Source organism: Vreelandella hamiltonii, assembly GCF_014651795.1.
Lineage (GTDB): Bacteria > Pseudomonadota > Gammaproteobacteria > Pseudomonadales > Halomonadaceae > Vreelandella > Vreelandella hamiltonii.
In genome coordinates this window covers 45,010-71,026 of sequence record NZ_BMXO01000016.1, presented here as the reverse complement: position 1 = coordinate 71,026, position 26,017 = coordinate 45,010, and the positions used below count along the sequence as shown (strand labels likewise).

Here is a 26,017-nt window from a genome sequence, read left to right as displayed (position 1 = left end):
CCATGATCGATGTATATTCCAAATAACAATGCTTAGTTTCACATAGCGAAACACGGGAGCCATCATGAGTGTTCACTACCAGCGGCATGGCGAGGTGGGCGTCATCAGTATCGCCAACCCACCGGTCAACGCTTTGAGCCAGGCTGTGCGGCGCGGTTTGCTCGACGCGCTGCAAGAAGGCATCGCCGACCAGCAGGCCCAGGCGCTGGTGGTCATGGCCGAGGGGCGCACGTTCATCGCCGGGGCAGATATCCGCGAATTTGGCAAACCGCCACAGGCGCCGCTTCTGCCAGACGTGATTAGCCAACTGGAAGCATGTCCCAAACCGCTGGTGGCATCGCTGCACGGCACGGCGCTGGGGGGTGGCCTGGAAGTAGCGCTGGGCTGTCACTATCGCGTGGCGCTGGCAAGCACTCGTGTTGGCCTGCCAGAAGTGAAGCTCGGCCTGCTGCCCGGCGCAGGCGGCACCCAACGCCTACCCCGACTGACGGGTGTGGCAAATGCGCTGGACATCATCACCAGCGGGCGCTTCGTTGAGGCCACGGAAGCCCATGCCATCGGAATCCTCGATGCCATCAGCGACGCCGCAACGCCGCTGGAAGCCGGGCTTGCCGCTGCACGAGCAGTGCTGGCGGGAGAGCAGACAACGCGTATTACCGGGCAGCTCCCCGCACCCGACGCCAACCATCAAGCCATTGCCACCATGCGGGCGCAGCTTGAACGCAGCGTCCCGGAGCTGTTTTCGCCGTTTCGCATCGTCGAAGCCATCGATGCCTGCACCCAGGCGGCATCGCTGGAAGAGGGCCTGCGCCAGGAGCGGGCACTGTTTCTGGCCTGTATGGACTCCCATCAACGGGCAGGGCTGATCCACCTATTTTTTGCCGCCCGAAGCCCTCACTTGGTACCCGGCGTAGAGAACGCGGCCCCCTTCACCCAGCTAGCCCTGATCGGTGAACACCCGCTGTTCGACACGCTGCAGCAGGCCGCCCAGCGGGCGGGGATAACGCTGACACCCACAGCAGAGGCCAACACCGAACTGTGCCTGCTGGCGCCCGGCGCGGATGCCAGCACCTGCCCCGGCCAAGCCGTCACGCTAGCGCTGCGGCCACTTACTGCCCCCATCAGCGCAGCCCTTGACGCAGCCATTGACACTCACATCGACACAGACCTGCCCTCGGCCTCCTTGAGCCTGGTGCTGGCTGAGCATGGCGCCTTCCATGAACTGGTCAATCACCACGCCAGCGCGCTGGACCAGCAGCGGGCGGCGTTAACCCTCAAGGCATTGCGGGCCAATGTGGTCGTGACGCGCTCCCCTGGCGTGCTGAGTACCCTGCATGACGCCGCCGCGCAAGCGCCTGCCCAGGGCACCCAAACGGCGCTGGAGCAGGCCAGCCTGGCCTTGGCCCAGCAGGGAGCCTTCTACCGGGAAAGCGATATCGATCTGCTTTCGGTGGAAGCCCTGGGCTACCCCCGGCATTCAGGCGGGGCTCACCGCCAGGCCACGCTGGCCCAGCCCGCCTCCGACACCTCATCGACCACTGCCAGGAATGCACACTCATGAACCTGACGTTTAGCCCCGAAGAGCAGGCGTTCCGCGAGGAAGTCCGCCAATTTCTCAGCGACTCACTGCCCGAGGACATCCGTGAGCGGGTACGCCTGGGGCGCCATTTGCGCGCCGACGACCACCTGCGCTGGCAGAACATTCTCAGTGAACGGGGGTGGCTCGCCGCCAACTGGCCAGTCGAACACGGTGGCCCGGGCTGGGGGCCGGTGCAGCGGCATATCTTCGATGAAGAGTGCGCCGCCGCCCACGCTCCCACGGTCGTCCCCTTTGGCGTCAACATGGTGGCGCCGGTGATCATGAAGTTCGGCAGTGTCGCGCAGCAGCAACACTACCTGCCGCGCATTCTCGACAATCAGGATTGGTGGTGCCAGGGCTACTCCGAGCCGGGCGCTGGCTCGGACCTGGCCGGATTGTCGACCCGTGCGGTGCGTGACGGTGACCACTATGTGGTCAACGGCCAGAAAACCTGGACCACCCTGGGTCAGCACGCCAACATGATGTTCTGCCTGGTACGCACCGACCCCCAGGCCAAAAAGCAGGCAGGCATCAGCTTTTTATTGATCGATATGCAGACCCCCGGCATTACCGTGCGCCCGATCATCACTCTCGACGGTGCCCATGAAGTCAACGAGGTGTTCCTCGATAACGTGCGCGTACCGGTGGAGAACCGCGTGGGTGACGAGGGCCAGGGCTGGACCTGCGCCAAGTTCCTGCTCACCCACGAGCGCACCGGCATTGCCGGGCTGGGCCACGCCAAGCAGGCGCTGCGCCATTTGAAGTCGCTGGCCTCCCGTATGCAGCATCGCGGCAAGCCGCTGCTGGCGCTGCCCAGCTTTCGCCAACGGGTGATCAAAGCCGAGCTGGAGCTGATGGCGCTGGAAGTCACCAACCTGCGGGTGATTGCCGCCTCCCGGGAGGGCGGCGTTCCCGGGGCGGAAAGCTCCCTACTGAAAGTACGCGGCTCGGAGCTGCGCCAGGAGCTCAGCGAACTGACCCGCCGTGCGCTGGGGCCTGCCGCGCTGCCGTTCTTTCCCGAGTTTCTCCACGGTGACGACACGTTGGAAGACGACGCCGCCCAGAGCGCTGCTGCCAGCGCTCAGTATTTCAATCGGCGCAAGCTGTCGATTTATGGCGGGGCCAACGAGATTCAAAAGAGCATCGTCGCTAAAACCATTCTAGGCATGTAAGGGGTCACCATGGATTTCGCACTCACCGACGAGCAGCGCATGCTCGAAGAGACACTGACACGCCTGGTGGCCGACCAGGTATCCCCTGAACAACGCCGCGCCCTGCTGGAAGCGCCGTCACACGCCGCCAGCCCCCTGTGGCGCACCTTTGCCGAACTGGGGCTGCTGCATATGCCGTTCAGCGAAGACGTGGGAGGGCTGGGCGGCGACGGCACCGACCTGATGATCATCATGCAGGCACTGGGGCGCGGCCTGGTCCCGGAAGCCTACCTGTTTGGGCTGGTCATGCCGGGGCAACTGCTGGCGCTATGTGGCAGTCCAGCACAGCAGGCACGCTGGCTGGCCCCATTACTGGAAGGTGAACACCAGCTTGCCCTGGCCTGGCAAGAGCACGCCGCCCGCTATGACGCGTTCGATATATCGACCCACGCGCGCCAGCACAACGGCCAGTGGCTGCTCAACGGCCGCAAGGACGTGGTCATGAACCTGGCCAATGCCGCCGCCACGCTGGTTACCGCCCAACTGCCCAATGGCCAGTTAGGCGTGTTCATCGTGCCTGCCGATGCCCAGGGCGTTTCGCAGCGCACCTATCGCACCATGGATGACCAGCCCGCCGGTGACATGATGTTGGACGACGTGGCCCTGCCGCTGGAGCACTGCCTGAGCGAAGACGCCGGTGAGGCACTGGCAGAGGTATTGGCCCTGGGCCGGGCAGCGCTGTGCGCCGGCGCCATCGGTGCCATGGAAACCGCCTGCGACCAGACGCTGGCGTACCTGAAAGAGCGCAAGCAGTTTGGCCTGCCGCTGGCCACGTTTCAGGCGCTGCAGCACCGCATGGTGGACATGCACCTGCACCTAGAGCAGTCGCGCTCCATGGCGATTCTTGCCGCCACCAGCCTCTCGCTGCCCGCCCAGGAACGGGATGCCAAGCTGGCCGCGGCCAAGGCGTACTGCGGTGAATCAGCGCGTTTCATCGCCGAACAGGCCATTCAGCTGCACGGCGGCATGGGCATGACCGAAGAGTGCTACGTGGCCCACTACGCCAAGCACCTGGTCATGTTCGATCACTACCTGGGCGATAGCGACTTCCACCTTGAAACGCTGAGCGAACAGCTGGACGCTGCCTGAGGAGCCGAATATGAGTCAGCAAGCCACGCCGCTCGTGCGGGTCCACCCAACGGCAGACGGTATTGCCCACATCGCCATTGCGCGCCCAGCGGTGCGCAATGCCCTCAACGAGCCCACGGCCCTGGCACTCAACGAAGCCCTTGCCAGGGCGGCGGCGGACTCACAGGTGCGCTGCGTGATTCTCAGCGGCGAAGGCAGCGCCTTCTGCGCCGGTGCCGACCTGGCAGAGTTCGAGAAAGCCACCACACAGCCCGCCAGCGAGCGGCTGGCGACGCTCTTTCTTCCTGCCCTGCGCACCATGATGACCATGGAGAAACCGGTGATCGCAGCGGTCAGCGGTGCCGCTGCAGGGATTGGCGTCTCCTATGTGCTGGCCAGCGACATGGTGGTCATGGGCCGCTCGGCGTACCTGAAGCTGGCTTTTATCACTATTGGCCTGATTCCTGATGGCGGCGCATGCTGGCATTTGGTGCGCAAGCTGGGTCATGCCCAGGCCTTTGAAATGGCGGCGCTGGCCACCCCCATCGACGCCGAGCGCTGCGTGGCGCTTGGTCTGGCCAATCGAGTGGTGGAGGATGATCAGGTGCTAGCGGAGGCCCGAGGGCTGGCGCAGGCGCTGGTGGCGCAATCTCCCCAGGCACTGGGAGCCACGAAACGCGCCTTGCGACAGGCAGCCAACCTGTCGCTCGACGACACCTTGACGCTGGAAGGCTCGCTGCAGGATGCCTGTAAAACCACGGAGGATTTTCAAGCGCGCGTGGCCGCCTTTCGTCAGCGCCGTCGCAACTGATCCCGTGCTTGTTGGTAATCCACACGCAGGGTGGCCACTTCATCGGCCACGCTGTTGAGCGTCGTGATACCGCCCACCCCCTGCCCTGCGCCCCAAATATCCCGCCATGCCTTGGCTTTGCTGCTGCCACCTGACCCATAGCGCATGGCGCTCTTGTCGCCCTCGGGCAGCGCATTCGGGTCCAGCCCGGCCAGCTCGATGCTCTGGCGAAGATAGTTGCCGTGCACGCCGGTAAACAGGTTGGTGTAGACGATATCCCCGGCAGCAGCCTCCAGCACCATCTGCTGATAAGCAGGCTGGGCATTGGCTTCCCGGGTAGCAATGAAGCGCGTGCCCATATACACCATGTCCACGCCCAGCGCCTGCGCGGCGGCGATCTGCTCGCCTTTGGTAATCGCACCCGCCAGCACCAGAGGCCCATCGTAGAACTGCCGAACCTCGGCCACGAAGGCAAAGGGGTTGAGCCGCCCCGCATGGCCGCCTGCGCCATGGCACACCAGAATCAGCCCATCCACTCCGGCATCGATGGCTTTTTGGGCGTGCCTGATCGTCGTCACATCGTGAAACACCTGGCCGCCGTAGGCGTGTACCTGCTCGACCACCCGGTTGGGCGCATGCAGGCTGGTGATGATCAGCGGCACCTTGAACTCCGCGCACAGCGCTACATCGTGGTCCAGGCGGTCATTGGTGGGGTGCACGATCTGATTCACCGCAAACGGTGCGGCGGGCTCTTGCGGGTGCTGAGCGTCATAGGCGTCCAGCGTCGAGGTAATCTGCTGCAGCCACTCCCGAAGCACTTCCGCAGGCCTGGCGTTCAGCGCCGGAAACGCGCCAATAATCCCCGCCTGACACTGGGCAATGACCAGCTCAGGGCCGGAAACGATGAACATGGGAGAGCCGATGACCGGCAGCGTCATTGAGGCAGTCAGTTGGGTCAGCATAAGCTACTCGCTAATTGTTATTAAAAGCTGGATGCGAAAAAAGCCCCTTTCGGGGCTTTTTAGAGGAGGTTTACAGCTTGCTCTCCAGCTCCGGCAGGATCTCGAACAGATCCCCCACCAGGCCGTAGTCGGCTACCTGGAAGATCGGGGCCTCTTCGTCCTTGTTGATCGCCACGATCACATTGGAGTCTTTCATCCCCGCCAGGTGCTGAATCGCGCCGCTGATGCCCACGGCAATGTAGAGCTCGGGGGCGACGATCTTGCCGGTCTGGCCCACCTGCATGTCGTTGGGCACGAAGCCTGCATCCACCGCCGCACGAGACGCGCCAATGGCGGCGCCCAGCTTGTCGGCAATGCCGTCCAGCAGTTTGAAGTTTTCGCCGTTGCCCATGCCGCGGCCGCCGGAGATGACGACCTTGGCTCCGCCGAGTTCCGGGCGGTCGCTCTGCGCCAGCTCCTGCTTCACGAAACGGGACTGGGCGTTGTCGACGACCACGTCCACGGCGTCCACGCTGGCGCTGCCGCCGCTGCCTACCGCATCGAAGGCGGTGGTGCGCACGGTGATGACTTTCAGCGGGTCGTCGCTTTTCACCGTGGCGATGGCGTTACCGGCGTAGATCGGGCGCAGGAAGGTGTCGGCGCTCTCGACGCCAATCACTTCCGACAGTTGGCTGACGTCTTTCAGCGCGGCCAGCCGGGGCAGCACGTTCTTGCCGGTGGTGGAGGCGCTGGTCAGCACGTGGGTGTAGTCGTCGGCCAGGGCGACCAGCAGCGCGCCCATGGGCTCGGCAAGCTGATGGGCGTAGACGGCGTTGTCTGCCACGCGCACCTTGCTCACGCCGTCGAGTGTCGCGGCGGCTTCGACGGCGGCCTGGACGCCTTCACCGGCGACCAGTACATCGATATCGCCACCGATCGCCTGGGCGGCTGCCACGACGTGGGCGGTGGCGCTGGCCAGTTGGCCGTCATGCAGGTCGGCAAGTACCAGAATGCTCATGAGATCAGTTCCTTTCAAAGCGCGTTATCTAAGCACGTTGTCAAAGCACCTTGGCTTCGTTTTTCAGTTTATCGATCAGCTCGTCCACCGAGGCGACCTTGATACCGCCCTTGCGCTCGGCGGGTGACTCGACCTTGAGCAGCGTGACGTTCGACGCGACCTCGACCCCATAGTCGGCGGGGGTCTTGACGTCCAGCGGCTTTTTCTTGGCCTTCATGATGTCCGGCAGCTTGGCATAGCGCGGCTCGTTGAGGCGCAGGTCGGTGGTGACGATGGCGGGCAGCGTGAGGGCGACGGTTTGCAGGCCGCCGTCGATTTCACGGGTCACGTTCACCTTGTCGCCATCGATGGCGACTTCCGAGGCAAACGTGCCCTGGGGCAGATTGGTCAGCGCCGCCAGCATCTGGCCGGTCTGGTTGTTGTCGGTGTCGATGGCCTGCTTGCCAAGAATCACCAGACCAGGCTGCTCTTCATCCACCACCTTGGCCAGCAGTTTGGCCACCGCCAGCGATTCGACGCGCTCGTCGGTCTCGATGTGGATGGCGCGATCGGCGCCCAGCGCCAGCGCGGTGCGCAGCTGCTCCTGGGCAGCCTTGGGGCCTACCGTCACGGCGACCACTTCGCTGGCTGTCCCCTTCTCTTTCAAACGTACGGCCTCTTCCACGGCGATTTCGCAGAAGGGGTTCATGGCCATCTTGACGTTGGTCAGATCCACATCGGAGTGATCCGCCTTGACGCGGATCTTGACGTTGTAGTCGATGACGCGTTTTACCGCGACGAGGATTTTCATAAGGCATGCTCCCACGATTGAATCATCAGCTTTTTAGCTCTTCAGCTTTTAGGCCTTAATTCCGCATAGTAAAATAATATTTCACTTTATAAAAGAAACAATAAAAAAACGCCTGCCAAAGGTCAAGCGTTTCAGACAACGACCGCCTGCTAAAACGGCGACCAGCCAAACCAGAGCGCCAGCAGCGGAATCGACGCCACCAAAAAACGCCCATTCCAGCGGTAGCCAATGCGGGTCGCGGGCACGCCGGTAAAGCGCGACAGAATCAGCATCGACGCCGTCATGGGCGACGACATCAGCGCCAGTGCCCAACCCACCATCAACGACGCCCCGATCAGCGCCGGTGTCAGCCCAGGGATGTCCAGAGTGGGCAGCAGGCCCACCAGCAGCGTCACGGTGACGATGGGGTTGACGCCTATTTGCGCCAGCCCCACGACCATCAGCATCGCCAAGACTGCGTTGAAGGTGCCCAGCGGGCCGAGCACCGCCAGCAGCGGCCCAAGCTGCTGGGTATCCACCAGGCCCACGCACAGATGCCCCAGGTAGCCCGCCGCCCCCAGCACCACGATCTCGTTGGCGCTGGGCGACAGCAGCCAGGGGAGCTGGCGATGAACCGCCGTTAGCGCTGCAGGCAGCCCGGCGTAACCCAGCCGGCGCCGCTGCCAGGCAAGCCATAGCAGCGCCCCGCTGGGGGCTCCCAGCAGTGCGGCAATCGGCAGACGCACGTCGAGCAGCCAGGCCAGCGAAAACACCAGTGCCACGATGCCGATCAGCAGCACACTGAACTGGGCCAGAGGGCACAGCGAGGGGGAAACGGAGGATTTGTTGGCGGGCGGATGCGGACCCGTCAGGTAATCCACCGCCCAGCCCGTCATGAAAATCAGCCCAGCCGCTCCCAGAATGTAAGGGGCAAGCTGTAGCCAGGTGACCTGGGGAAGGCTGGAAAGCACCACGGCCACCCCGATGCCCATGGGCGAAATCAGCGGGGCCAGCGAAAAGCCGCGCAATAGCGCCAGCATCATACGACGCTGGCGCGCCTGCTGCACCCAGGTACGGCCCTGGGCGGCGCTCAGGGTATTGCTCTTTTCGATCATGGCGGCAAACAGGTTGAGCACGCCAATGTTCAGAATGATCCCAAACAGCGCCGACCCCAGCGAGAGAATCGGGTAGCGGCGGCCCGGGGGCTGCAGCAGCATGCTCTGGCCACAGCGGCGCACCAGACGGGAGCGATAGGCGGGCAACCTGAGCATACTGAGCGCCACCACGAAAGTGGCAAAGAACGCAAAGCGCCCACTTGCCTCGAACAGCAGTTGGCCAGGGGTTGGCGAGCGCCACAGCGCCAGCAAAGTCAGAAGGCCCGCTGCACACAGCAGCCCCTTGGCCATGCGCGTCAACTGGCCCTGCAGGGTCGACAGGTAAAGCAGCAGCGCGACAATGCCCACGGCCTGCCACAGCACGTTGCCCCCTACCAGATGGACCAGGGTGGCCAGCGTTACCAGCAGCAGACAGGAGACCCGCACACGGGCTGGGCTCACTCGTTTGGCTCCTCCGCCTGCGGGTCCGGCATGCCGTGAGCCGACTCGCTGCCGCTGCGGCGGCGAAACGACCCCTCGCCCATGGCCACGAGGCGGCCCTGGTCATCGACGATGTCACCGCTGGTCATGTAGGTCTTTTGGCCGCCCCCGCGCAGAGTGCCCGTGGCGCGCAATACGCCCTGCCGGGCGGGCCCCACGAAGGTGGTGGTCAGCGACAGCGTCATGCCACGACGAATGTTGCCCGGCACATCGCAGTGCAGGCCCGCCAGGCTCAGCGCGCTATCCAGCATCGAGGCCAGCACACCGCCGTGGACGTTGCCGCTGCGGTTCAGGTGCTTGGGCTCGATGGTGAGTTCCACCACCGCGCGCCCCTCTTGCCACTCGACTACGTGCATCCCCAGCAATTCGTGATAGCCCATCAGCGCCTGGGGCGTGGTCGAGGCGCTTGGGCTGCCTGTTTCGCTCATGAGGCGCTCTCCTGCTGGGCCAGATCCCGCAGCCGCCCTTTCAAAATTTTCCCGCTGGCGGTGGAAGGCAGTGACTCCATCAAGACAATTTGAGTCGGCCGTTTGTAGGGCGCCAGCCGTTCGGCAATGAAAGCTTTGAGTTCGGCCATATCGACCTCGATACCCGGCTCGCACTGCACGAACGCCACCACTTCCTCATTGCCCGCCACCTGCCGCCCCACCACGGCGGTCAAGGTGACTGCCGGATGCTCGTTGATCACCGCCTCCACGTCCGGCGGGTAGATATTGAAGCCCGAACGGATGATCAGCTCTTTACTGCGGCCGACGATGTAGAGCCGATCGTCGTGATCCAGCCTGGCGATGTCACCGGTATTGAGCCAGCCATCTTCCGTCAGGGTGGCGCGGGTCGCCTCCGGCTGGCGGAAATAGCCTTTCATGACGTTGGGGCCACGCACCCAGAGTTCGCCCACTTCTTCTCCTGCGTTCTCGGTGGTGCCGTGACTGCCCAAGGGCTCCAGCCGATACTCCAGCAGCGGCAGCACCCGGCCCACGGTGCTGCTCTGGTGGCGGTCGTCGATACGCGTCTGGCTGATGGTCGGGCTGGCTTCGGTGAGGCCATAACCATTGTGCAGGGTCAGGCCAAACGCGGCCTCGACCCGGGTCTTGGTATCGCTGTCCAGGGGTGAACCGCCTGCCGAGATATAAATGAGCGCCGGTGCTTCCAACGCCCGCTGCTCGCGCTTCAGGTACTCCAGGGCCCGAGCGTACATGGCGGGCACCCCCTGCAGTACGGTAATGCGCTCCTCTTTCAGAGTGGCCAGCAGGTGCGGCGCCTCGAAGCGCGGCACGGTATACAGGCAAGCCCCGTTGTACAGCGAGCCCATGCACACCGACGAGAGGCCAAACACATGGGACATGGGCAGCACGCCATACACCCGCTGCCCTTCGTTGAGATGGCGCATGCCGCCGGAAATCGAGGCGATATACAGAATGCCACGATGGGTGAGCATCACGCCTTTCGGCGTGCCGGTGGTGCCCGAGGTGTAGATCATCGCCGCCACCTGTTCGGCACCGCTGGCTTCTACGGGCTCGGGCTCACTATCGCACAGTGGCGAAATGGCCAGGCTACCCAGTTGAGGGTGCTGGTAACGGTCGGCTGCGTGGCGCTGGGCGTGCTGAACCGCTTCGGCAGATGCTTCGCAGGTATAGAAGATACGCCGTGGCTGGCAATTCCCGCGAATCGCGTCCACCTCTTGCGCCGACAAACGCGAGTTGACGATGGCTACCCAGACGTCCAGTTCACTGGCGGCCAACAGCAACACCACCAGTGCCCGACAGTTTTCACTGACCGTCATGATCCGGTCGCCGGGGCGCACGCCCAAGGCGCCCAGCCACTCGCAGGCGGCCCGAATCTCCTGGCCCAGCTCGGCGTAGCTCCAGCGGACGCTGCCATCCACCAGCGCAGGGTGATCCGCCAGGCGCCGAGCGTTTTCCAGCACGCGGGTGCTCAAGCGCTCGGGTAGCTCCGCCAACAGCTCGCTCGCTAAGCGACCAAAGATCGTCTCGTCTGGCGCTTGGTAAGGGACCGACAGAGCCATCAGGACGCCTCCCGCACCATGTTGCGCGCAATCACCAGCTGCTGGATCTGCGTCGTTCCTTCGTAAATGCGGAACAGACGCACATCGCGATAAAAGCGCTCTACGGCGTATTCCGACATGTAACCTGCTCCGCCATGAACCTGTACGGCCCGGTCGGCCACGCGGCCGACCATTTCGGCACAGAACAGTTTGCAGCAGGAGGCCAGGGTGGAGACGTTTTCGCCATCGTCCTTGCGTCTGGCGGCGTCCATCACCATGGTTTTGCCCGCATAGGCCTCGGTCTTGCTATCCGCCAGCATCGCCTGCACCAGCTGGTGCTCTGCCAGCGGCGCGCCAAACTGCTTGCGCTCCATGGTGTAGCGCAGCGACTCTTCCACCAGCCGTTCGGCCACGCCCACGCACACCGCAGAGATATGCAGCCGCCCACGGTCGAGCACCTTCATGGCAGTCTTGAAGCCCTGGCCCTCTTGACCGCCAATGATGTTCTCAGCGGGCACCCGGCAGTTGTCGAAAATGATATCGCAGGTATGCGCGCCCTTTTGGCCCATCTTGTTATCTGCGGGGCCACGAATCAGGCCTGGCGTATCACCCTCAACGATGAACGCAGAAATACCGCCCGCGCCTTTGTTGTCCGGGTCGGTACGCGCCATCACGGTGAACAGGTCGGCTTCCGGGCCGTTGGTGATATAGCGCTTGGTACCGTTCAAGAGGTAGTGGTCGCCATCGCGGACGGCGGTGGTGCGCAGGCTGGCAGCATCCGACCCAGAGTCGGGCTCGGTGAGGCAGAACGAGCTGAGAATCTCGCCGGTGGCCAGCCGCGGCACGTACTTGGCTTTCTGTGCGTCGGTGCCATCGATCAAGATCCCCTGGGCGCCGATGCCGTTGTTGGTACCAAACACCGAACGAAACGCCGGGGAGGTCTTGCCGATCTCCATGGCTACCAGAGCTTCCTCTTCCATGGTGAGCCCGAGGCCGCCGTACTCTTCGGGGATCGACAGTCCGAACAGCCCCATCTCCTTCATCTCGGCCAGGATCTCGGGTGGCACTGCATCCTCTTCGGCCAGCCTGGCTTCATTGGGAATCAAACGCTCCCGGACGAAACGGGCAATGGTATCAACCAACTGATTCAGCAGTTCGGGATCACGGATCATGACGGCTCCTGGGGCAACGATATTTTTATGGTTGGCGTTTTCGGGGCAGTGATGCCTGCCAATGCGCTTGATAGATGGTCGACACCTCTGCCCTGCACACTGCCTCGCCTAATTGTTTTGCATGGCGAAACCAGCGCTCACTCTCTTGTCAGGCACTTTTGCATAGCCTAGGATGGCAGTCAATAAACGAAATGCTATTTTGCAATGCAGAACAAAAACGCTCACAGCGAGGATGTTGACCCATGTCCAATGACCCAATCGCCCATTCGTTCACCACCCTCGGCATTGTCGGCACGGGGGCCATGGGGAGAGGCATTGCCCAGCTCGCCGCGCAGGCGGGTCTGAAGGTCATGCTATTTGATGTCAAGGAAGGCGCGGTGGCGGAAGCGAAAGCCTTTATTCAAGGATTATGGCAGCGCAGCGCCGACAAGCAGCGAATGACCCAGGTTCAGGCCGAGCAGTATGGCGAGCGACTGGTCGAGGCCCGCGACCTCACCGCCCTGGCCCCTTGCGACATCGTCGTCGAAGCCATTGTCGAGAAGCTGGACGCCAAACAGGAATTGTTTGGCGATTTGGAGAGCATCGTTCGCCACGATGCCGTGCTGGCCACCAACACTTCTTCGCTGTCGGTGACCGCGATTGCGGCCGCCTGCCAGCACCCTGAACGGGTGATTGGCTTTCACTTCTTCAACCCAGTACCGCTGATGAAAATCGTCGAGGTGATTCCGGGGCTGAGAACGGATCACAGCGTTACCCAGCGGGTCGATGCGCTGGGGTCTGCCATGGGCCACTTCACCGCCCAGGCCACCGACACCCCCGGTTTTCTGGTCAATCATGCCGGGCGCGCCTTTGGCACCGAAGCGCTGCGTATTCTGAGCGAGAGCGTGGCCGACCCCGCCACCATTGACCGCATCATGGTCGACCAAGGCGGCTTTCGCATGGGGCCATTCACGCTGCTGGACCTGACCGGTCTCGACGTTTCCCATGCGGTGATGGAGTCGGTGTACCACCAATATTATGAAGAGCCGCGCTTTCGGCCCTCACCCCTGACCCGCCAGCGGCTTTCGGCGGGCCTGCTGGGGCGCAAGACCGGCGAAGGCTTCTACCGCTACGTGGAGGGCCAGCAGCAGATGCCAGAGGAGCGCCCCCGCCGGGCGACGCCTGCTTGCCCGGTGTGGATCAGCCGAGAGGACTCGGACAGCGCCACTCAGCTTGCCGGGCTGGTCGAGGCCGCTGGTTGGCCGCTGGAGAGCGGGCAGCAGCCTTCTCCCGAGGCGCTGTGCCTGTTGACACCGCTGGGTGAAGATACCACCCAGTGCGCCCTACGCCAGGGCCTGAACGCCGAGCAGTGCGTGGCGGTGGACATGCTGGCAGGGCTTGCAAAGCGCCGCAGCCTGATGGCGTCGCCCTTGACCCGCGAAAGCTTCATCGAGGCTGCGGCCAGCCTGCTCAATGCCGATGGCACGCCGGTCAGCACACTTCAGGACAGCAATGGCTTCGTGCTGCAGCGGATGGTGGCCTGCATCGTCAATGTCGGGGCGGATATCGCTCAGCAAGGGGTCGCAGCGCCTGCCACCATCGACCGGGCGGTAGAACTCGGTTTGGGCTATCCGTTCGGCCCGCTACGCATGGGCGACCACTACGGCGCCTCGCGCATCCTGACCATTTTGCACAACCTGCTGCACGCCACCGGCGACCCCCGCTACCGCCCCAGCCCGTGGCTGCGCCGCCGCGCTGCGCTGGGCATGTCCCTGACGAACGGGCCAACGGGCTGACACCCCCAGTTGCCGATACGGCTCACCCAAACAAGGAGAACAACCATGCAAGACGCTTATATCTACGACGGAATACGCACCCCTTTTGGCCGCCATGGCGGCAGCCTGGCGGCCATTCGCCCGGATGAGTTACTGGGATTGACGTTAAAAGCGCTGGTGGCGCGCAACCCGTTTACCCCAGAAAGCTACGAAGAAGTGCTGGCGGGCTGCACCAACCAGGCGGGCGAAGACTCTCGCAACGTGGCCCGCCACGGGGCGCTGCTGGCGGGCCTGCCCATCGACGTCGCGGGGCAGACGGTCAACCGGCTGTGCGGCAGCGGCCTGGCCGCCATGATGGACGCCGCCCGGGCGGCGCGTCTGGGCGAAGGCGAGCTGTTCCTGGCGGGCGGGGTCGAGTCCATGTCGCGTGCGCCCTACGTGCTGGGCAAGGCCGACTCTCCCTACGCGCGCAATCAGCCCATGTTCGATACCGTGATTGGCTCGCGCTTCCCCAACCCGTGGATTGCCAAAGAGTACGGCAGCCACAGCATGCCGGAAACCGCCGATAACATCGCCCACGACCTGAACATTGGCCGCGACGCCAGCGACGCCTTTGCCGCCCGCTCCCAGGCACGCTACGCCCAGGCTTTGGCCAACGGTTTCTATGACGGCGAGATGTTCGGCGTCGAAGTGCCCCAGGGGCGCAAACAGCCGCCACTGATGGTGGACAAGGACGAGCACCCCAGGCCGGAAAGTACCGAAGAGAAACTGGCCAGGCTAGGTGCGCTGTTCGACAACGGCGTCGTGACCGCAGGCAACGCTTCCGGGTTGAACGACGGGGCGGCGGCGCTGATCGTCGGCACCCTGGCTGCGGGCGAGCGTGCCGGAATTGCCCCCCGTGCCCGTATCGTGGCCAGCGCCGTGGCGGGCGTTGCCCCTCGGGTAATGGGCCTGGGGCCGGTGCCCGCGTCGCAAAAAGCGCTGGCCCGGGCTGGCCTTGAGCTGGCACAGATGGACGTCATCGAAATCAACGAGGCCTTTGCGGTGCAGGTACTGGGCTGCGTTCAGCAGCTCGGGCTTTCCGCCGACGACCCACGCCTGAACGCCAACGGCGGCGCCATTGCCATCGGCCATCCGCTGGGTGCCTCGGGCGCGCGCTTGGCCCTCACGGCCCTGCGCCAGCTGGAAGCCACCGGCGGGCGCTATGCGCTGGTGACCATGTGTATCGGCGTGGGTCAGGGCATTGCCACCATCATCGAGCGCCTGGAGCGCTGACGCAGGCCAAGCGTTGATGGCACTTTGTCATCACGCTTTGCATCGCCCCAGCGCAGGTATGCGATACTTGCTACTCAATGAACGATTAGCCGAGACGCTTGATGGAACCCACCGACGCCGCTGCTGATGAGCCGCAACCCTCCGAAAAAGACCGCAACTTCGTCACCGCGCTGGCGCGTGGGCTGGAACTGCTCCGCGCCTTTGGAACGGGCGAGGAGTACTTGGGCAATGCGGAGCTCTCCAATCGCACCCGCATTCCCCGCCCCACGGTGTCACGGCTGACCTACACGCTGACCCAGCTTGGCTACTTGCAGCATAACCGCCATCTGGAAAAGTACCGCCTGGGGCCAGGGGTGCTGGCACTGGGCTACCGCTTTCTGGCCAACATGGGGATACGCGAAGTCGCCCGCCCCCACTTGCAGCAGTTTGCCGATGCCACCGACTGTAACGTCAGCCTGGGCAGCGCCGACCGCAGCGACATGGTGTATCTGGAAACCTGCCATGGCCACGGCCCGCTGATCATTCGCCTGGACGTGGGCTCCCGGCTGCCCATCGCCACGTCGGCCATTGGGCGCGCGTGGCTATGCGGCCTGCCTGGCGAGCGTCGCCATCAGGTGATGCAAGAGCTGGCCGCGTTTCATGGCAGCGACTGGCCCCGCCTGCAGGCGGGCATCGAACAGAGCCTGCGCGACTATGCCGAATACGGCTTCTGCCTCTCCGAACAGGATTGGCAGCGGGATATCAGCGCGGTGGCGATGCCACTGATTCTGGAAGATGGTGCGGAAGTCATGGCCATCAACTGTGGCGGCTCCAGCCTGCGGCTGGATCATGATCGCCTGGTCAACAATCTTGGCCCACGACTCAAGGAGGTCGCTGCCCGCATCAAGCAGGAACTCGCCCCCAAATATGGGGCTTCACGTTAATCCCGTTGCCGGCGACCTTTCATTAACGCTCGTTTGAATGCATCATGGAGCATTAATCGCCTTGTCGACACATAGGGAGCAAGGATGCCAAACGAGTGGGTCACGCAACACGATGATCACATAGCGCTGCACGGGGAATGGACGCTTCGCCACTATTCGGCCTTGAGAGACACGCTGAATCGACAGCAGGAGGTCTCTGAGGCGTCTATCGAGCTGCCCGGCTTCGACAAACTGGACACGGCGGGCGCCGCGCTGGTCATCGAGCTGGTAGGCGTTGACAACGCCAAGCAGGTAAATGAGTGGGCCAGCGAGCTACCGGACGCGCAGCAAGCTCTGCTGATGCGTCTGGCCGAGGCCATGGCATCCCCGCTGGAAAATGACCAACCGCGCGCCTCTCGCGTCAGCGAAGCGCTGGCTTCCATCGGTCAGCAGATGAGCGGTTTGTGGTCTCAGCAGCGTCAACTGCTGGGGTTCATCGGTCTGGTGCTGGCGGCCTTCGCCCCGCTCGTGTTTCGGCCCAGCCGCTGGCGCATCACCGCTACGGTGGCCCATGTGCAGCAAAGTGGCCTGAATGCCGTGCCCATCGTGGCCCTATTGACCTTCATGGTGGGGGCCGTGGTGGCCTTTCTCGGGGCCACGGTGCTGGAAGACTTTGGGGCCACGGTGTACACCATCGACCTGGTGGCGTTTTCCTTCCTGCGTGAATTCGGCGTGCTGCTGGCGGCCATTCTGCTGGCGGGGCGTACTGCCAGCGCCTTCACGGCGCAGTTGGGGGCCATGAAATCCAACGAGGAGATCGACGCCCTCAAAACCCAAGGGCTGGACCCCATCGAGCTGCTGGTGCTGCCCCGGGTCATGGCCATGCTGATCAGCCTGCCCCTGCTGGCCTTCGTCGGCATGCTCAGTGGCCTGGTCGGTGGCGCCATGGTCGCCACCCTCTCGCTGGATATCTCCCTGACCCAATTCATGGACACGCTCCAGAACGACGTCTCGGTGACGCATTTTCTGGTGGGCATGAGCAAGGCCCCGGTGTTTGCTTTCGTGATTGCCGTGATTGGCTGCCTGGAAGGCTTCAAGGTCAGCGGCAGTGCCCAGTCCGTGGGCACCCATACGACCTCCAGCGTCGTACAATCCATTTTCATGGTGATTCTACTGGACGCCCTGGCGGCACTCTTTTTCATGGAGATGGGATGGTAAAGGAACACCACAAGACACCCGATGACCGAGACGACCACGCGGCCATCACCGTCGAGGGGCTGGTCAACCGCTTTGGAAGCCACGTGGTCCACGAAGACCTCGACCTGACGCTGCAGCGCGGTGAAATTCTCGGCGTGGTCGGCGGGTCGGGCACCGGCAAATCCGTACTGCTACGCAGTATCGTCGGTCTCAAGAAGCCTGATGGGGGCCGCATCGACGTGTTGGGCAACCGGCTCGACGAGCTGAGCGATGCCGAGCGCAGCCAGGTCGAACGGCGGTTTGGCGTGCTTTTCCAGCGTGGCGCCCTGTTCAGCTCGTTGACGCTACAGGAAAACGTCGCGCTCCCCCTCATCGAGCACGCTAAACTGTCCCGAGAAGAAGCCGAGTACCTGGCGCGCATCAAGCTGGCGCTGGTCGGCCTGCCCCCGCAGGCTGCGCGACAGTTCCCCGAGTCGCTGTCGGGGGGCATGGTCAAGCGCGCCGCGCTGGCTCGCGCCCTGGCCCTGGACCCTGACATTCTGTTTCTCGACGAACCCACCGCCGGGCTGGACCCGATTGGGGCCGCCGCCTTCGATCAGCTGCTGGTCACCTTGAGAGACGCCCTAGGGTTCAGCGTCTTTCTGGTCACCCACGACCTGGACACGCTCTACGCCGCCTGCGACCGCGTCGCGGTGTTATCCCAGAAGCGCGTGCTGGTGGCCGACACCCTGGAGAAAGTCGCCCAGACCGACGACGAGTGGATACAGGACTATTTCAATGGCCCCCGTGGACGCGCCGCGCAGCGCTCTGCCGAACCGACTTCCCGCGAGGAGTGAGACACATGGAAACCCGCGCGCACCATATCATGATCGGCTTGTTCACCGTGCTCACGGCAGCCGCTGCCCTGCTCTTTGCCCTATGGATGAGCCACGCGGCGGGCGAGCGCGACTACCAGCCCTACCGCATCCTGTTCGAGCGCAGCGTCAGCGGCCTGGCGGTGGGCAGCAAGGTGCAGTACAACGGCATCGAGGTAGGTGATGTCACCGAATTGAGCCTCAATCCGGATGACCCCCGCCAGGTGCTGGCCAGTATCCGTGTGTACGAAGACACCCCGGTCAAGACCGATACCCGGGCACGTCTGGCCTTTGCCAGCATTACTGGCAGCATGTCCGTTCAGCTGCATGGCGGCACGCCGGAAACCCCGCGCCTGCTGGACCAGAGCGATGACGACATGCCGTTCATTCGCGCCGACCCGTCGCCGATTGCCACGCTCTTCGAAGAGGGCGAAGAGATGATCGACAACATCAACGCCATTCTGAAAAACGTCAACGAGCTGTTCAGCGACGACAATCGCCAGGAAGCAGGCAACATTCTCACCAACGTTGCCCAGATCACCGACATGATTGCCTCCCAGCAGTCTGCTCTGGACGAGAACATGGCCCTGTTCGGGGAGGTCTCGCGTCAGGCCACCGCCACCCTGGAAAGCATCGAGGTCCTAAGCCAGGAAGCGCATTCGCTGCTCAGCCGCGAAGGCCGAGAGGTCATGCAGAGCGCCGAGAATGCCAGCCGCGACGTGGCCAACGCCGCCCAGCGCATCGAACAGCTGGTGGAGGACAATGCCGGTGCCGTGGAAAGCACGCTGCAAAGCACCCGCGATATTGCCCCGGCCCTGGCGGCGCTGCGCGCCACCCTGACCACCCTGGATCGCATTACCCGCCAGTTCGAAGAGAACCCCACCAACTTTTTGCTGGGCCGTGACCAGATAGAGGAGTTCCGCCCATGATGTTCAAGACCCTGCGAGCTAAAGCCCTGCAAATCAGGCCCCTTCGAACCGGGGCCCTGCGAATCAGCCCCCTGCGTACAGGCGCCCTGCTGATCATTCTGGCCACCCTGACGGCCTGTTCGATCCTGCCCGACAACGAACCGGCCACGCTTTATCGGCTGCCGGCCGTAGACACCTCAGGGCAGCCGAATGCAGCGGCCACCCACGCCATGACGCTGGGCATCGCCACGCCAGAAACGGGGCACTTGCTGGGCAGCAACCGCATGGTGGTATTTCCGGAAGGCAACGTGGTGAACGTCTACGAAGGCGCACGCTGGCACGAGGACGCTCCGGACATGCTCAAGGCCCGGCTCATCGAAGGCCTGCAGGCCCAGCAGCGGTTTGCGAGCGTCGGCAGTGATCGCCTGCCCCACGACCTGACCCTGCTCAGCGAGCTGCGCCACTTCCAGAGCGAATACGACGATACGCCGCCCAGCGTCAACGTGCAGCTGGATGTACAGCTGGTTGACAGCAACCGCGCGCCCTTGGCGACCAGCAGCTTCGCCATACGCAAGCGTGCCAGCAGCGTCGCCATTGCCGACGTGGTCGATGCCTTCGGCGCAGCGTCCGATGACTTGAATCAGCAGTTGGGCGAGTGGCTGACCCGCGAGGTAACCCGCTAACGCGGATCGATTGCCCCACCGCTCAGCTTGCGCAGATAGTCGCGCGGGTCTCTGGGGTAGTAGTGGGCAGGCTGGCACTCCAGGTGGGTAAAGAACCGGGTGTCCTTGTAGGGCATTTTCATGAAGCCCGACACCCCCAGCCCTTCGATCTGATTGACGCTGTCCAGCATGTGCGCCAGCAGCGCAGAGAACGCCTGCTCTCGGCGCGGGTCCAGCAGACGGTAGTAGCTATGAATCTTCAGGTGTCTGGGCAGCGCCTCGAAGATGATCATGCCGGTATGGTGGATGTCATTGAGCTGCTCCAGCAGGGCCATGATGCTTTCGGGCAATACCAGCAGCTCTTCGGGATCCGGACCATCTTCGAAGTAGCTGTGCTGGCGGGTGCGATCCTCCATCTCCGGCACGGCGCTCACCTCATACCCGATGGTCATGCCCGGCTGCGCAGCGAACGATGCGTCGGCGCTCTCCCGCTCCAGGTGCAGCGTCTGCCGCGCATTGAACAGGCAGCTCTTGAAAATACCCTGGCGATGGATGGCCCGCGCCAGATGCACCATGTTATTTACCGCTTCGGTAAAGGCGGGCTTCAGGTCGGGGTCGTGCAGATTGAGCGACGAGTCGATATAGACGCCCTCCCGCTCCCAGCGCACGGCCAGCCCGCCCACCACGGGGTATTTGCCCAACCGGCTCACCGACGCCAGAAAGGCTTTCTCGGTGTCGCCCATGCCCTGCATGAACTGCTTGTAGTAGCGGTCCAGCTGCACGTCATTGACGTCATTGAGGGTTTCTTCGACGCTGGCCTCGCGCAGAAAGGCCTTGCGAGAGCTGTACACCACGGTATCGATCTCCCGACGCTGGCGATGCCCCCAGATCGGCACCAGGGGCGGCGGCGGCACGGCAGGCAAGTCGATCATCACGGTTCTGGCCATACGCGGCATTTCACGAATGAAGTGATCGCCCGCGCGGCGGCGAATGGCCGGGTCGGCATCCAGCAGCCCATCCAGCGTGCGGGCAAACTCGATGGGCAGGCCCAACGCACTGGCCGGAATCGCTCGGCAGCCAAAACGGCAGGACTGCGCCGATGCCAGGGCATACAGGGTTCCCGCCACCCCCTGTTCGTCGAAACGCGGCGATGACAGCGCCCCGTTGAGCTGCTCTTCGCCGATGAAGTAGACGTCGCCCAACCGCGCGTTGGTCTGCTGCAGGTTATCCGACATCAGCTCCATCACGTTGGCACCGACGAACTGCAGCGCCGCATCCAGCTGGGCAAAGACCGACGACCCCCAATCGATCAGGGCGATGCTTTCCCTGCTGTCGTCGAACACCAGGTTGGAAGGCTTGATGTCGCCATGCACCACCGGCCGGGCGTGGGGGCCGGTTTCCCGGCGCAGGGTGACCAGAATCTCCGCCAACTGCGCGGCAATATGCACCACCAGGCGCGGCGAGAGCCGCCCCTGGCGCAGCGATACTTGCTCGAGATTCCAGCCGGGCGCGCGCTCCATGACCAGAATGGACTGGCCGCGCACGCGCTGATAGGCGATCAGTCCGGGAATCAGAGGGTGGCTGACCTGATCGAGCATGAACGCCTCTTCTTCGAGGCGCTCTTGCAAGTGGGTAGGCAGCGTGATGCGCGAGAACTTGAACACATAGTGGGTGGGCTGCCCCTGCTGCTGAGCGCTGCCCGCAAACACGAAGCCATAGGCCCCCTTGCCAATCAGCTCGATGTCCCGGTATCCCAGCTGCACCAGCTGAGCCTGGCACAGCGCTACCCAGTCTTTCAGCTTGCGCGCATCGTGATGGCTCAGCAGATAGACCGACTGCTCCTCTGGAATATAGAACTGCTGTAGCGCTGCCTGGCTCATGGGGGCAATGGCCTTGGGTCAGGCCAAATGCAGCAGCATGGTCTCTGGCGCTTCCAGAGACGCTTTCCAGTGATTGCAGAAGCGCGCAATGGTGCCGCCGTCGATGAATCGATGGTCTCCCGCCCAGGTCACGGTCATGATGGCGCGTCGCTGCACGGCGCCCTCGGCATCGAAACGCGGCAGCCACTGGGTCTTGCCGATGGCCACGATGGCCGCTTCCGGGGCGTTGATGATGGGAGCGGCATAGGTGCCGCCCAGGGCGCCAATATTGGAAATGCTGATGGTGCCACCCTTGAGATCCGCCTGATCCACACGACCTTCCCGCGCCGCCTGAGTCAATCGGCTCACCTCCCTGGCAATGTCCAGCAGGCTCAGCTGCTCCACCGCTTTCACGTTCGGCACCAGCAAGCCCGCCTTGCTGTCCACCGCCATGCCGATATTGCACTGGGCAAAATAGTGCAGCTCGTCCCCCTCGGCATTGAGCTGCGCATTGAGGATGGGGTGCTCGGCCACGGCCAGCGCCAGCGCCTTCATGAAGAACGGCATCAGCGTCAGCCGCTCCCCCAGCGCTTCTACCCGGGGCTTGAGGCGCTCGCGCAGCGCCAGCAGCTCAGTGACATCCACCTCTTCCCCATAATGAAAGTGCGGTATGGTCGTCGCGGCTTCCACCATGCGCCGAGCCATGACGGCGCGCACGCCGCGAAGGGGCTCGACCCGGGCGGGACCTGACTGGCCCACCGCCAGTTTCCCTTGGGTGTGATGGGCCGTGTCGCTGGGCGCAGCGTGGCTGGACTTCACATGCGCCAGCACGTCTTCCTTCAATACGCGGCCATCCTTGCCGCTACCGGCAATGTCCGCCAGCACCAGCCGATGCTCGCGCACCAGCCGCCTGACGGCCGGGCTGGCCGGGGTTTTCACCGGGCAGGCTGGCCCTTCCGTCGGGCACTGTGGCGTCGATTGTTCGACGCTGGGCGATGGCGCGGAAGGTGGCGTTTTGCTGATATCAGCAGCGTCGCTGGCAGGGGAACGAGTGTTCTCTGAACTCTTTTTTGCAACCTCTTCTGCACTCTCTTTGGCACCCTCTTCTGCACCTTGATAGGCGTAAAGCGGCGCATGCACCTTGGCGATTTTCCCTTGGGGCACATACAGTTTGGTCACCGTGCCCGCTTCGGGCGCAGTGATCTCCACCAGCGCCTTGTCGGTCATGACCTCGACGATGGGCTGGTCTTCTTCGATGGTGTCGCCTTCGGCCACTCGCCATTCCACCACTTCACACTCGACGATGCCTTCACCGATATCCGGTAGTAAAAAATCACTCATGACCGTTCTCCCTTGCGTCAAAAATTCACGCTTTCGCGAATCGCTTCAAAAATTTTCAGATGGTCCGGCAGGTACTCTTTCTCCAGGATCAACGGGAAAGGCGTATCCAGACCGGTCACCCGAGTAATCGGCGACTCCAGATAGAGAAAACAGCGCTCCTGTATCGTGGCGGCGATCTCACCGGCAAAACCTCCGGTCAGCGGCGCTTCGTGGCTGACGATCATACGACCGGTCTTGAAGACCGACTCGGCAACGGTATCCACATCCCAGGGCAGCAGTGAACGCAGATCGATGACCTCGCAGGCAATGCCCTGCTCTTCGGCCAGCTCGGCGGCCTTGCCGATCACTTCCATTTGCGCTCCCCAACCCACCAGGGTGATATCGCTGCCCTCCCTGACGACCTCGGCCTCACCAATGGGCAGCTGATAGTCGTCTTCGGGCACCTCGCCCACGGCGGCCCGGTAGAGGCGCTTGGGCTCCAGAAACAGGACCGGGTCGGGGTCACGGATCGCCCCCAACAGCAACCCCTTGGCCTGATAGGGGTTGCGCGGCACTACTACCTTCAGGCCCGGCGTGTGGGTAAAGTAGGCTTCTGGCGACTGAGAGTGATACAAGCCACCCGAGATGCCGCCGCCATACGGCGTGCGGATGGTCAGGCCACCCACGTTGAACAGATCGCCAGAGCGGTAGCGGAACTTGGCGGTTTCGTTGACGATCTGGTCGAAGGCGGGAAAGATGTAGTCGGCGAACTGAATCTCCGCCACGGGCACCGAGCCCTGGGCAGCCAGACCGTTGGCAAAGCCGATGATGCCCTGCTCCACCAGCGGCGTGTTGAAACAGCGCGCCTTGCCATACTTCTCCTGCAAATGGCTGGTCGCTCGGAATACCCCGCCAAAAACCCCCACGTCTTCACCAAAGCAGATGACCTTGTCATCTTCCGCCATGGCGATGTCCAGGGCGTTATTGATGGCCTGCAGCATATTCATGGTGCTCATCCTAGGCATCTCCCTGTGCGTCGTGGGCCGTCGATACGCTGGGGTCCAGCGACTGAGCGCCGCGCGGGTAGGCATCGGGATAGCGGCGAATGTGCCGTTTCAACTGATCCAGCTGGCGCTGCAAGGCAGGCGTCACGTCGGCATAGACATCGGTGATCAAGGAGTCCAGCGGCGGCGGCGGACGCTTTTCGGCGCGCTTCATGGTCTCCAGCACTTCCCGCCGCAGGCTCTCCTGCTGGCGGGCCTCTTCGTCGTCGCTCCACCATCCTTTACTCACCAGCCAGCGCTGCATGCGCAATAGCGGGTCCTTGACTCGCCACGCCTCCTCCTCGCTCTTGGCACGATAGCCCGACGGGTCGTCCGAGGAGGAGTGCGCCGCCAAGCGGTACGACATGGCTTCGATCAGCACCGGCTGATGCTGCTCCACGGCTATCTTGCGCGCCTGGCGGGTGGCTTCGAAGACGGCCAGGGCGTCGTTGCCATCCACGCGGATGACATGCATGTGATAGCCGAACGCACGCGGGGCAATGCCATCGGCGGCAAACTGTTCGGTGGCGGGAGTCGAGATGGCATAGCCATTGTTGCGACAGAAGAAAATGACCGGCACCTGATGCACCGAGGCCATGTTCAGGGCGGCGTGGAAGTCGCCTTCCGAGGCAGCCCCTTCACCGAAGAACGTCAGGGTACAGTGGCCTTCACCTGCGAGCTTCTGGCCATAGGCATAGCCGGTTGCCTGAGGAATCTGAGTGGCCAGCGGCGAAGAGATGGTCATGTAATGCAGCTTGCGGGAACCATAGTGGATCGGCATCTGCCGCCCCTTGCCATAGTCCAGCTCGTTGCCAAACAGCTGATTCATGAACTCGTCGATGGAGAACCCGCGATACATGAGTGCGCCCTGTTCGCGGTACTGCGCCATGATCATGTCGGCATCGTCCAGAGCGGCGGTGGCTCCCACCACCGCGGCCTCCTCACCGGTACACTGCATGTAGAAGCTGAGCCTGCCCTGGCGCTGCGCGGCCATCATGCGCTCATCGAGAATACGCGTGGCCAGCATGGCCTGATAAAGCCTGCGGGCGTGGTCGCGGCTCAAGGCGGGCTCGTCGGCACCTTCATGGAGCTCGCCCTCGGGGCTGAGCACGCTGAAGGTGTCTATGGAGAATTCGTCGCCGGTCATGAAGGTCGGCTGATGTACGAACTGAGTCATCGTTATTGTCCTTGTTTTTACCCCTTTTGAGGGCAGTGTTGTTGGTGATGACCGTTTGTGCCAGTGGATTTATCTGACACATGTCAACGCAACACTTGGACAGTAACGCAGTCTCCCGCCGTTAGGGATTCAACTTAAGACGCAGATCGGCGTACAAGGCGTTGTTGGAGGGCATTGAAGGCACTATCGACAGTGAGCGCCAGCAGGGCAATCGACAGCGCCCCCTGGATGATGTACGCCATGTTGTCATTGATGATCCCCGCGATGATCGGGTCACCCAGATTACTGGCCCCCACGGTTGCGCCCAGCGCCGCCGTGGCAATGTTGATGGTGACCGAAGTGCGAACGCCCGCCAGAATGACTGGCAAGGCCAGCGGCAGCTCCACATGACGCAGCAGTTGCCAGGGCGTCATGCCCATGGCGATGGCCGCCTGCTTGACCACAGGATCAACCTCGTTGATCCCCGTCAAGGTGTTACGCACGATGGGCAGCAGCCCATACAGCATCAGCGCCACGATGATCGGCAGTGTGCCAAATCCCAGTACCGGCACGGCCAGCGCCAGCACCGCCACTGGCGGGAACGTCTGCCCCAGCGACGACAGCTGAGCGACCAGCGGCAGGAAATCCCGCCCCTTGGCCCGGGTGACGGCAATGCCTGCAGAAACGCCCACCAGAAGCGTGACCAGCGCGGCCACGCTCACTACCAGCAGATGCCGCACCAGCAAATCGACAAAATCGGCACGCCCGTAGATCACCTGCCGCGCATTGGGCTCTACCCAGCGAAACAGCGGTTCCAGAGTGGGCATGGCCAACACCAGCACCAGCAGCAAGACCGCCCAGACCAGTGGCCAGCCCCACGCGCCATAGCGCGAAGCAGTGGAACTCGCGGGGACAGCGCTAGAAGTGGCTGAGGTCGAA

23 protein-coding genes are annotated in these 26,017 nt (G+C 63.3%); 11 read left to right on the top strand and 12 right to left on the bottom strand.

What is annotated here, in order from left to right:
- The first annotated feature begins 64 nt into the window (after nt 1-64).
- The 4 genes from IE061_RS14930 to IE061_RS14915 are packed head-to-tail and all read left to right on the top strand — an operon-like array spanning nt 65 to nt 4,669.
- Nucleotides 65-1,561, top strand: a complete 1,497-nt coding sequence (locus IE061_RS14930; RefSeq protein ID WP_193461945.1) for an enoyl-CoA hydratase/isomerase family protein — start codon at nt 65-67, stop codon at nt 1,559-1,561.
- Nucleotides 1,558-2,751, top strand: a complete 1,194-nt coding sequence (locus tag IE061_RS14925; RefSeq protein WP_193461944.1) for an acyl-CoA dehydrogenase family protein — start codon at nt 1,558-1,560, stop codon at nt 2,749-2,751. Before IE061_RS14930 ends, IE061_RS14925 begins: the two co-directional genes overlap by 4 nt.
- A 9-nt stretch (nt 2,752-2,760) precedes the next feature.
- Nucleotides 2,761-3,879, top strand: a complete 1,119-nt coding sequence (locus IE061_RS14920; protein ID WP_193461943.1) for an acyl-CoA dehydrogenase family protein — start codon at nt 2,761-2,763, stop codon at nt 3,877-3,879.
- Between the two features lie 10 nt (nt 3,880-3,889).
- The gene (locus IE061_RS14915; RefSeq protein ID WP_193461942.1) at nt 3,890-4,669 is read left to right on the top strand and encodes an enoyl-CoA hydratase/isomerase family protein; all 780 of its coding nucleotides are present in this window, start codon (nt 3,890-3,892) and stop codon (nt 4,667-4,669) included.
- Here the strand turns inward: IE061_RS14915 and IE061_RS14910 are convergent.
- The 7 genes from IE061_RS14910 to IE061_RS14880 form a co-directional block, all read right to left on the bottom strand.
- Entirely contained in the window at nt 4,651-5,610 is a 960-nt protein-coding gene (locus tag IE061_RS14910; RefSeq protein WP_193461941.1) for an NAD(P)H-dependent flavin oxidoreductase, read from the bottom strand. The genes IE061_RS14915 and IE061_RS14910 overlap by 19 nt on opposite strands.
- Before the next feature lie 70 nt (nt 5,611-5,680).
- Nucleotides 5,681-6,607, bottom strand: coding sequence for an electron transfer flavoprotein subunit alpha/FixB family protein (locus IE061_RS14905; RefSeq protein WP_193461940.1), 927 nt, complete (start codon nt 6,605-6,607; stop codon nt 5,681-5,683).
- Nucleotides 6,608-6,647: 40 nt separating this feature from the next.
- Entirely contained in the window at nt 6,648-7,397 is a 750-nt protein-coding gene (locus tag IE061_RS14900) for an electron transfer flavoprotein subunit beta/FixA family protein (RefSeq protein ID WP_193461939.1), read from the bottom strand.
- Between the two features lie 149 nt (nt 7,398-7,546).
- The gene (locus IE061_RS14895; protein ID WP_193461938.1) at nt 7,547-8,932 is read right to left on the bottom strand and encodes a hypothetical protein; all 1,386 of its coding nucleotides are present in this window, start codon (nt 8,930-8,932) and stop codon (nt 7,547-7,549) included.
- Nucleotides 8,929-9,399 carry a PaaI family thioesterase gene (locus IE061_RS14890; RefSeq protein ID WP_193461937.1) on the bottom strand — a complete coding sequence of 157 codons (471 nt, stop codon included), beginning with the start codon at nt 9,397-9,399 and terminating at the stop codon, nt 8,929-8,931. The genes IE061_RS14895 and IE061_RS14890 overlap by 4 nt, the downstream gene beginning before the upstream one ends.
- Nucleotides 9,396-10,997 carry a class I adenylate-forming enzyme family protein gene (locus tag IE061_RS14885; RefSeq protein WP_096922943.1) on the bottom strand — a complete coding sequence of 534 codons (1,602 nt, stop codon included), beginning with the start codon at nt 10,995-10,997 and terminating at the stop codon, nt 9,396-9,398. The genes IE061_RS14890 and IE061_RS14885 overlap by 4 nt, the downstream gene beginning before the upstream one ends.
- Entirely contained in the window at nt 10,997-12,148 is a 1,152-nt protein-coding gene (locus IE061_RS14880) for an acyl-CoA dehydrogenase family protein (protein ID WP_193461936.1), read from the bottom strand. Before IE061_RS14880 ends, IE061_RS14885 begins: the two co-directional genes overlap by 1 nt.
- Nucleotides 12,149-12,390: 242 nt before the next feature.
- Between IE061_RS14880 and IE061_RS14875 the strand changes: the two genes are divergently transcribed.
- From IE061_RS14875 to IE061_RS14845, 7 genes are all read left to right on the top strand, one after another.
- Entirely contained in the window at nt 12,391-13,923 is a 1,533-nt protein-coding gene (locus IE061_RS14875; RefSeq protein WP_193461935.1) for a 3-hydroxyacyl-CoA dehydrogenase, read from the top strand.
- 45 nt (nt 13,924-13,968) lie between these two features.
- The gene (locus IE061_RS14870) at nt 13,969-15,177 is read left to right on the top strand and encodes a 3-oxoadipyl-CoA thiolase (RefSeq protein WP_193461934.1); all 1,209 of its coding nucleotides are present in this window, start codon (nt 13,969-13,971) and stop codon (nt 15,175-15,177) included.
- A 101-nt stretch (nt 15,178-15,278) separates the two neighbouring features.
- Nucleotides 15,279-16,100, top strand: coding sequence for an IclR family transcriptional regulator (locus IE061_RS14865; RefSeq protein WP_016913914.1), 822 nt, complete (start codon nt 15,279-15,281; stop codon nt 16,098-16,100).
- 84 nt (nt 16,101-16,184) lie between these two features.
- A complete protein-coding gene (locus tag IE061_RS14860; protein ID WP_193461933.1) occupies nt 16,185-17,297 on the top strand; it encodes an MlaE family ABC transporter permease in 1,113 nt (370 codons plus the stop codon).
- Nucleotides 17,291-18,112 (top strand): ABC transporter ATP-binding protein, encoded by an 822-nt coding sequence (locus tag IE061_RS14855; protein WP_230478480.1) that lies wholly within the window; start codon nt 17,291-17,293, stop codon nt 18,110-18,112. The genes IE061_RS14860 and IE061_RS14855 overlap by 7 nt, the downstream gene beginning before the upstream one ends.
- A 5-nt stretch (nt 18,113-18,117) precedes the next feature.
- Complete coding sequence (locus tag IE061_RS14850; RefSeq protein WP_193461932.1) at nt 18,118-19,059, top strand: MlaD family protein; 942 nt, start codon at nt 18,118-18,120, stop codon at nt 19,057-19,059.
- Nucleotides 19,056-19,721 (top strand): ABC-type transport auxiliary lipoprotein family protein, encoded by a 666-nt coding sequence (locus IE061_RS14845; protein WP_016913918.1) that lies wholly within the window; start codon nt 19,056-19,058, stop codon nt 19,719-19,721. The genes IE061_RS14850 and IE061_RS14845 overlap by 4 nt, the downstream gene beginning before the upstream one ends.
- On the opposite strand, the gene IE061_RS14840 is transcribed toward IE061_RS14845, so the two are convergent.
- The 5 genes from IE061_RS14840 to IE061_RS14820 all read right to left on the bottom strand — a co-directional run bounded on the left by IE061_RS14840 (nt 19,718) and on the right by IE061_RS14820 (nt 25,905).
- Nucleotides 19,718-21,580 carry a protein kinase domain-containing protein gene (locus IE061_RS14840; RefSeq protein ID WP_193461931.1) on the bottom strand — a complete coding sequence of 621 codons (1,863 nt, stop codon included), beginning with the start codon at nt 21,578-21,580 and terminating at the stop codon, nt 19,718-19,720. The two genes, IE061_RS14845 and IE061_RS14840, sit on opposite strands and share 4 nt — an antisense overlap.
- Nucleotides 21,581-21,598: 18 nt before the next feature.
- A complete protein-coding gene (locus IE061_RS14835) occupies nt 21,599-22,900 on the bottom strand; it encodes a 2-oxo acid dehydrogenase subunit E2 (RefSeq protein WP_193461930.1) in 1,302 nt (433 codons plus the stop codon).
- Between the two features lie 17 nt (nt 22,901-22,917).
- Nucleotides 22,918-23,895 carry an alpha-ketoacid dehydrogenase subunit beta gene (locus IE061_RS14830; protein WP_016913922.1) on the bottom strand — a complete coding sequence of 326 codons (978 nt, stop codon included), beginning with the start codon at nt 23,893-23,895 and terminating at the stop codon, nt 22,918-22,920.
- A 1-nt stretch (nt 23,896) separates the two neighbouring features.
- A complete protein-coding gene (locus IE061_RS14825; protein ID WP_096922935.1) occupies nt 23,897-25,099 on the bottom strand; it encodes a thiamine pyrophosphate-dependent dehydrogenase E1 component subunit alpha in 1,203 nt (400 codons plus the stop codon).
- 134 nt (nt 25,100-25,233) lie between these two features.
- Nucleotides 25,234-25,905, bottom strand: coding sequence for an ABC transporter permease (locus IE061_RS14820; RefSeq protein ID WP_193461929.1), 672 nt, complete (start codon nt 25,903-25,905; stop codon nt 25,234-25,236).
- Between the last annotated feature and the right edge of the window lie 112 nt (nt 25,906-26,017).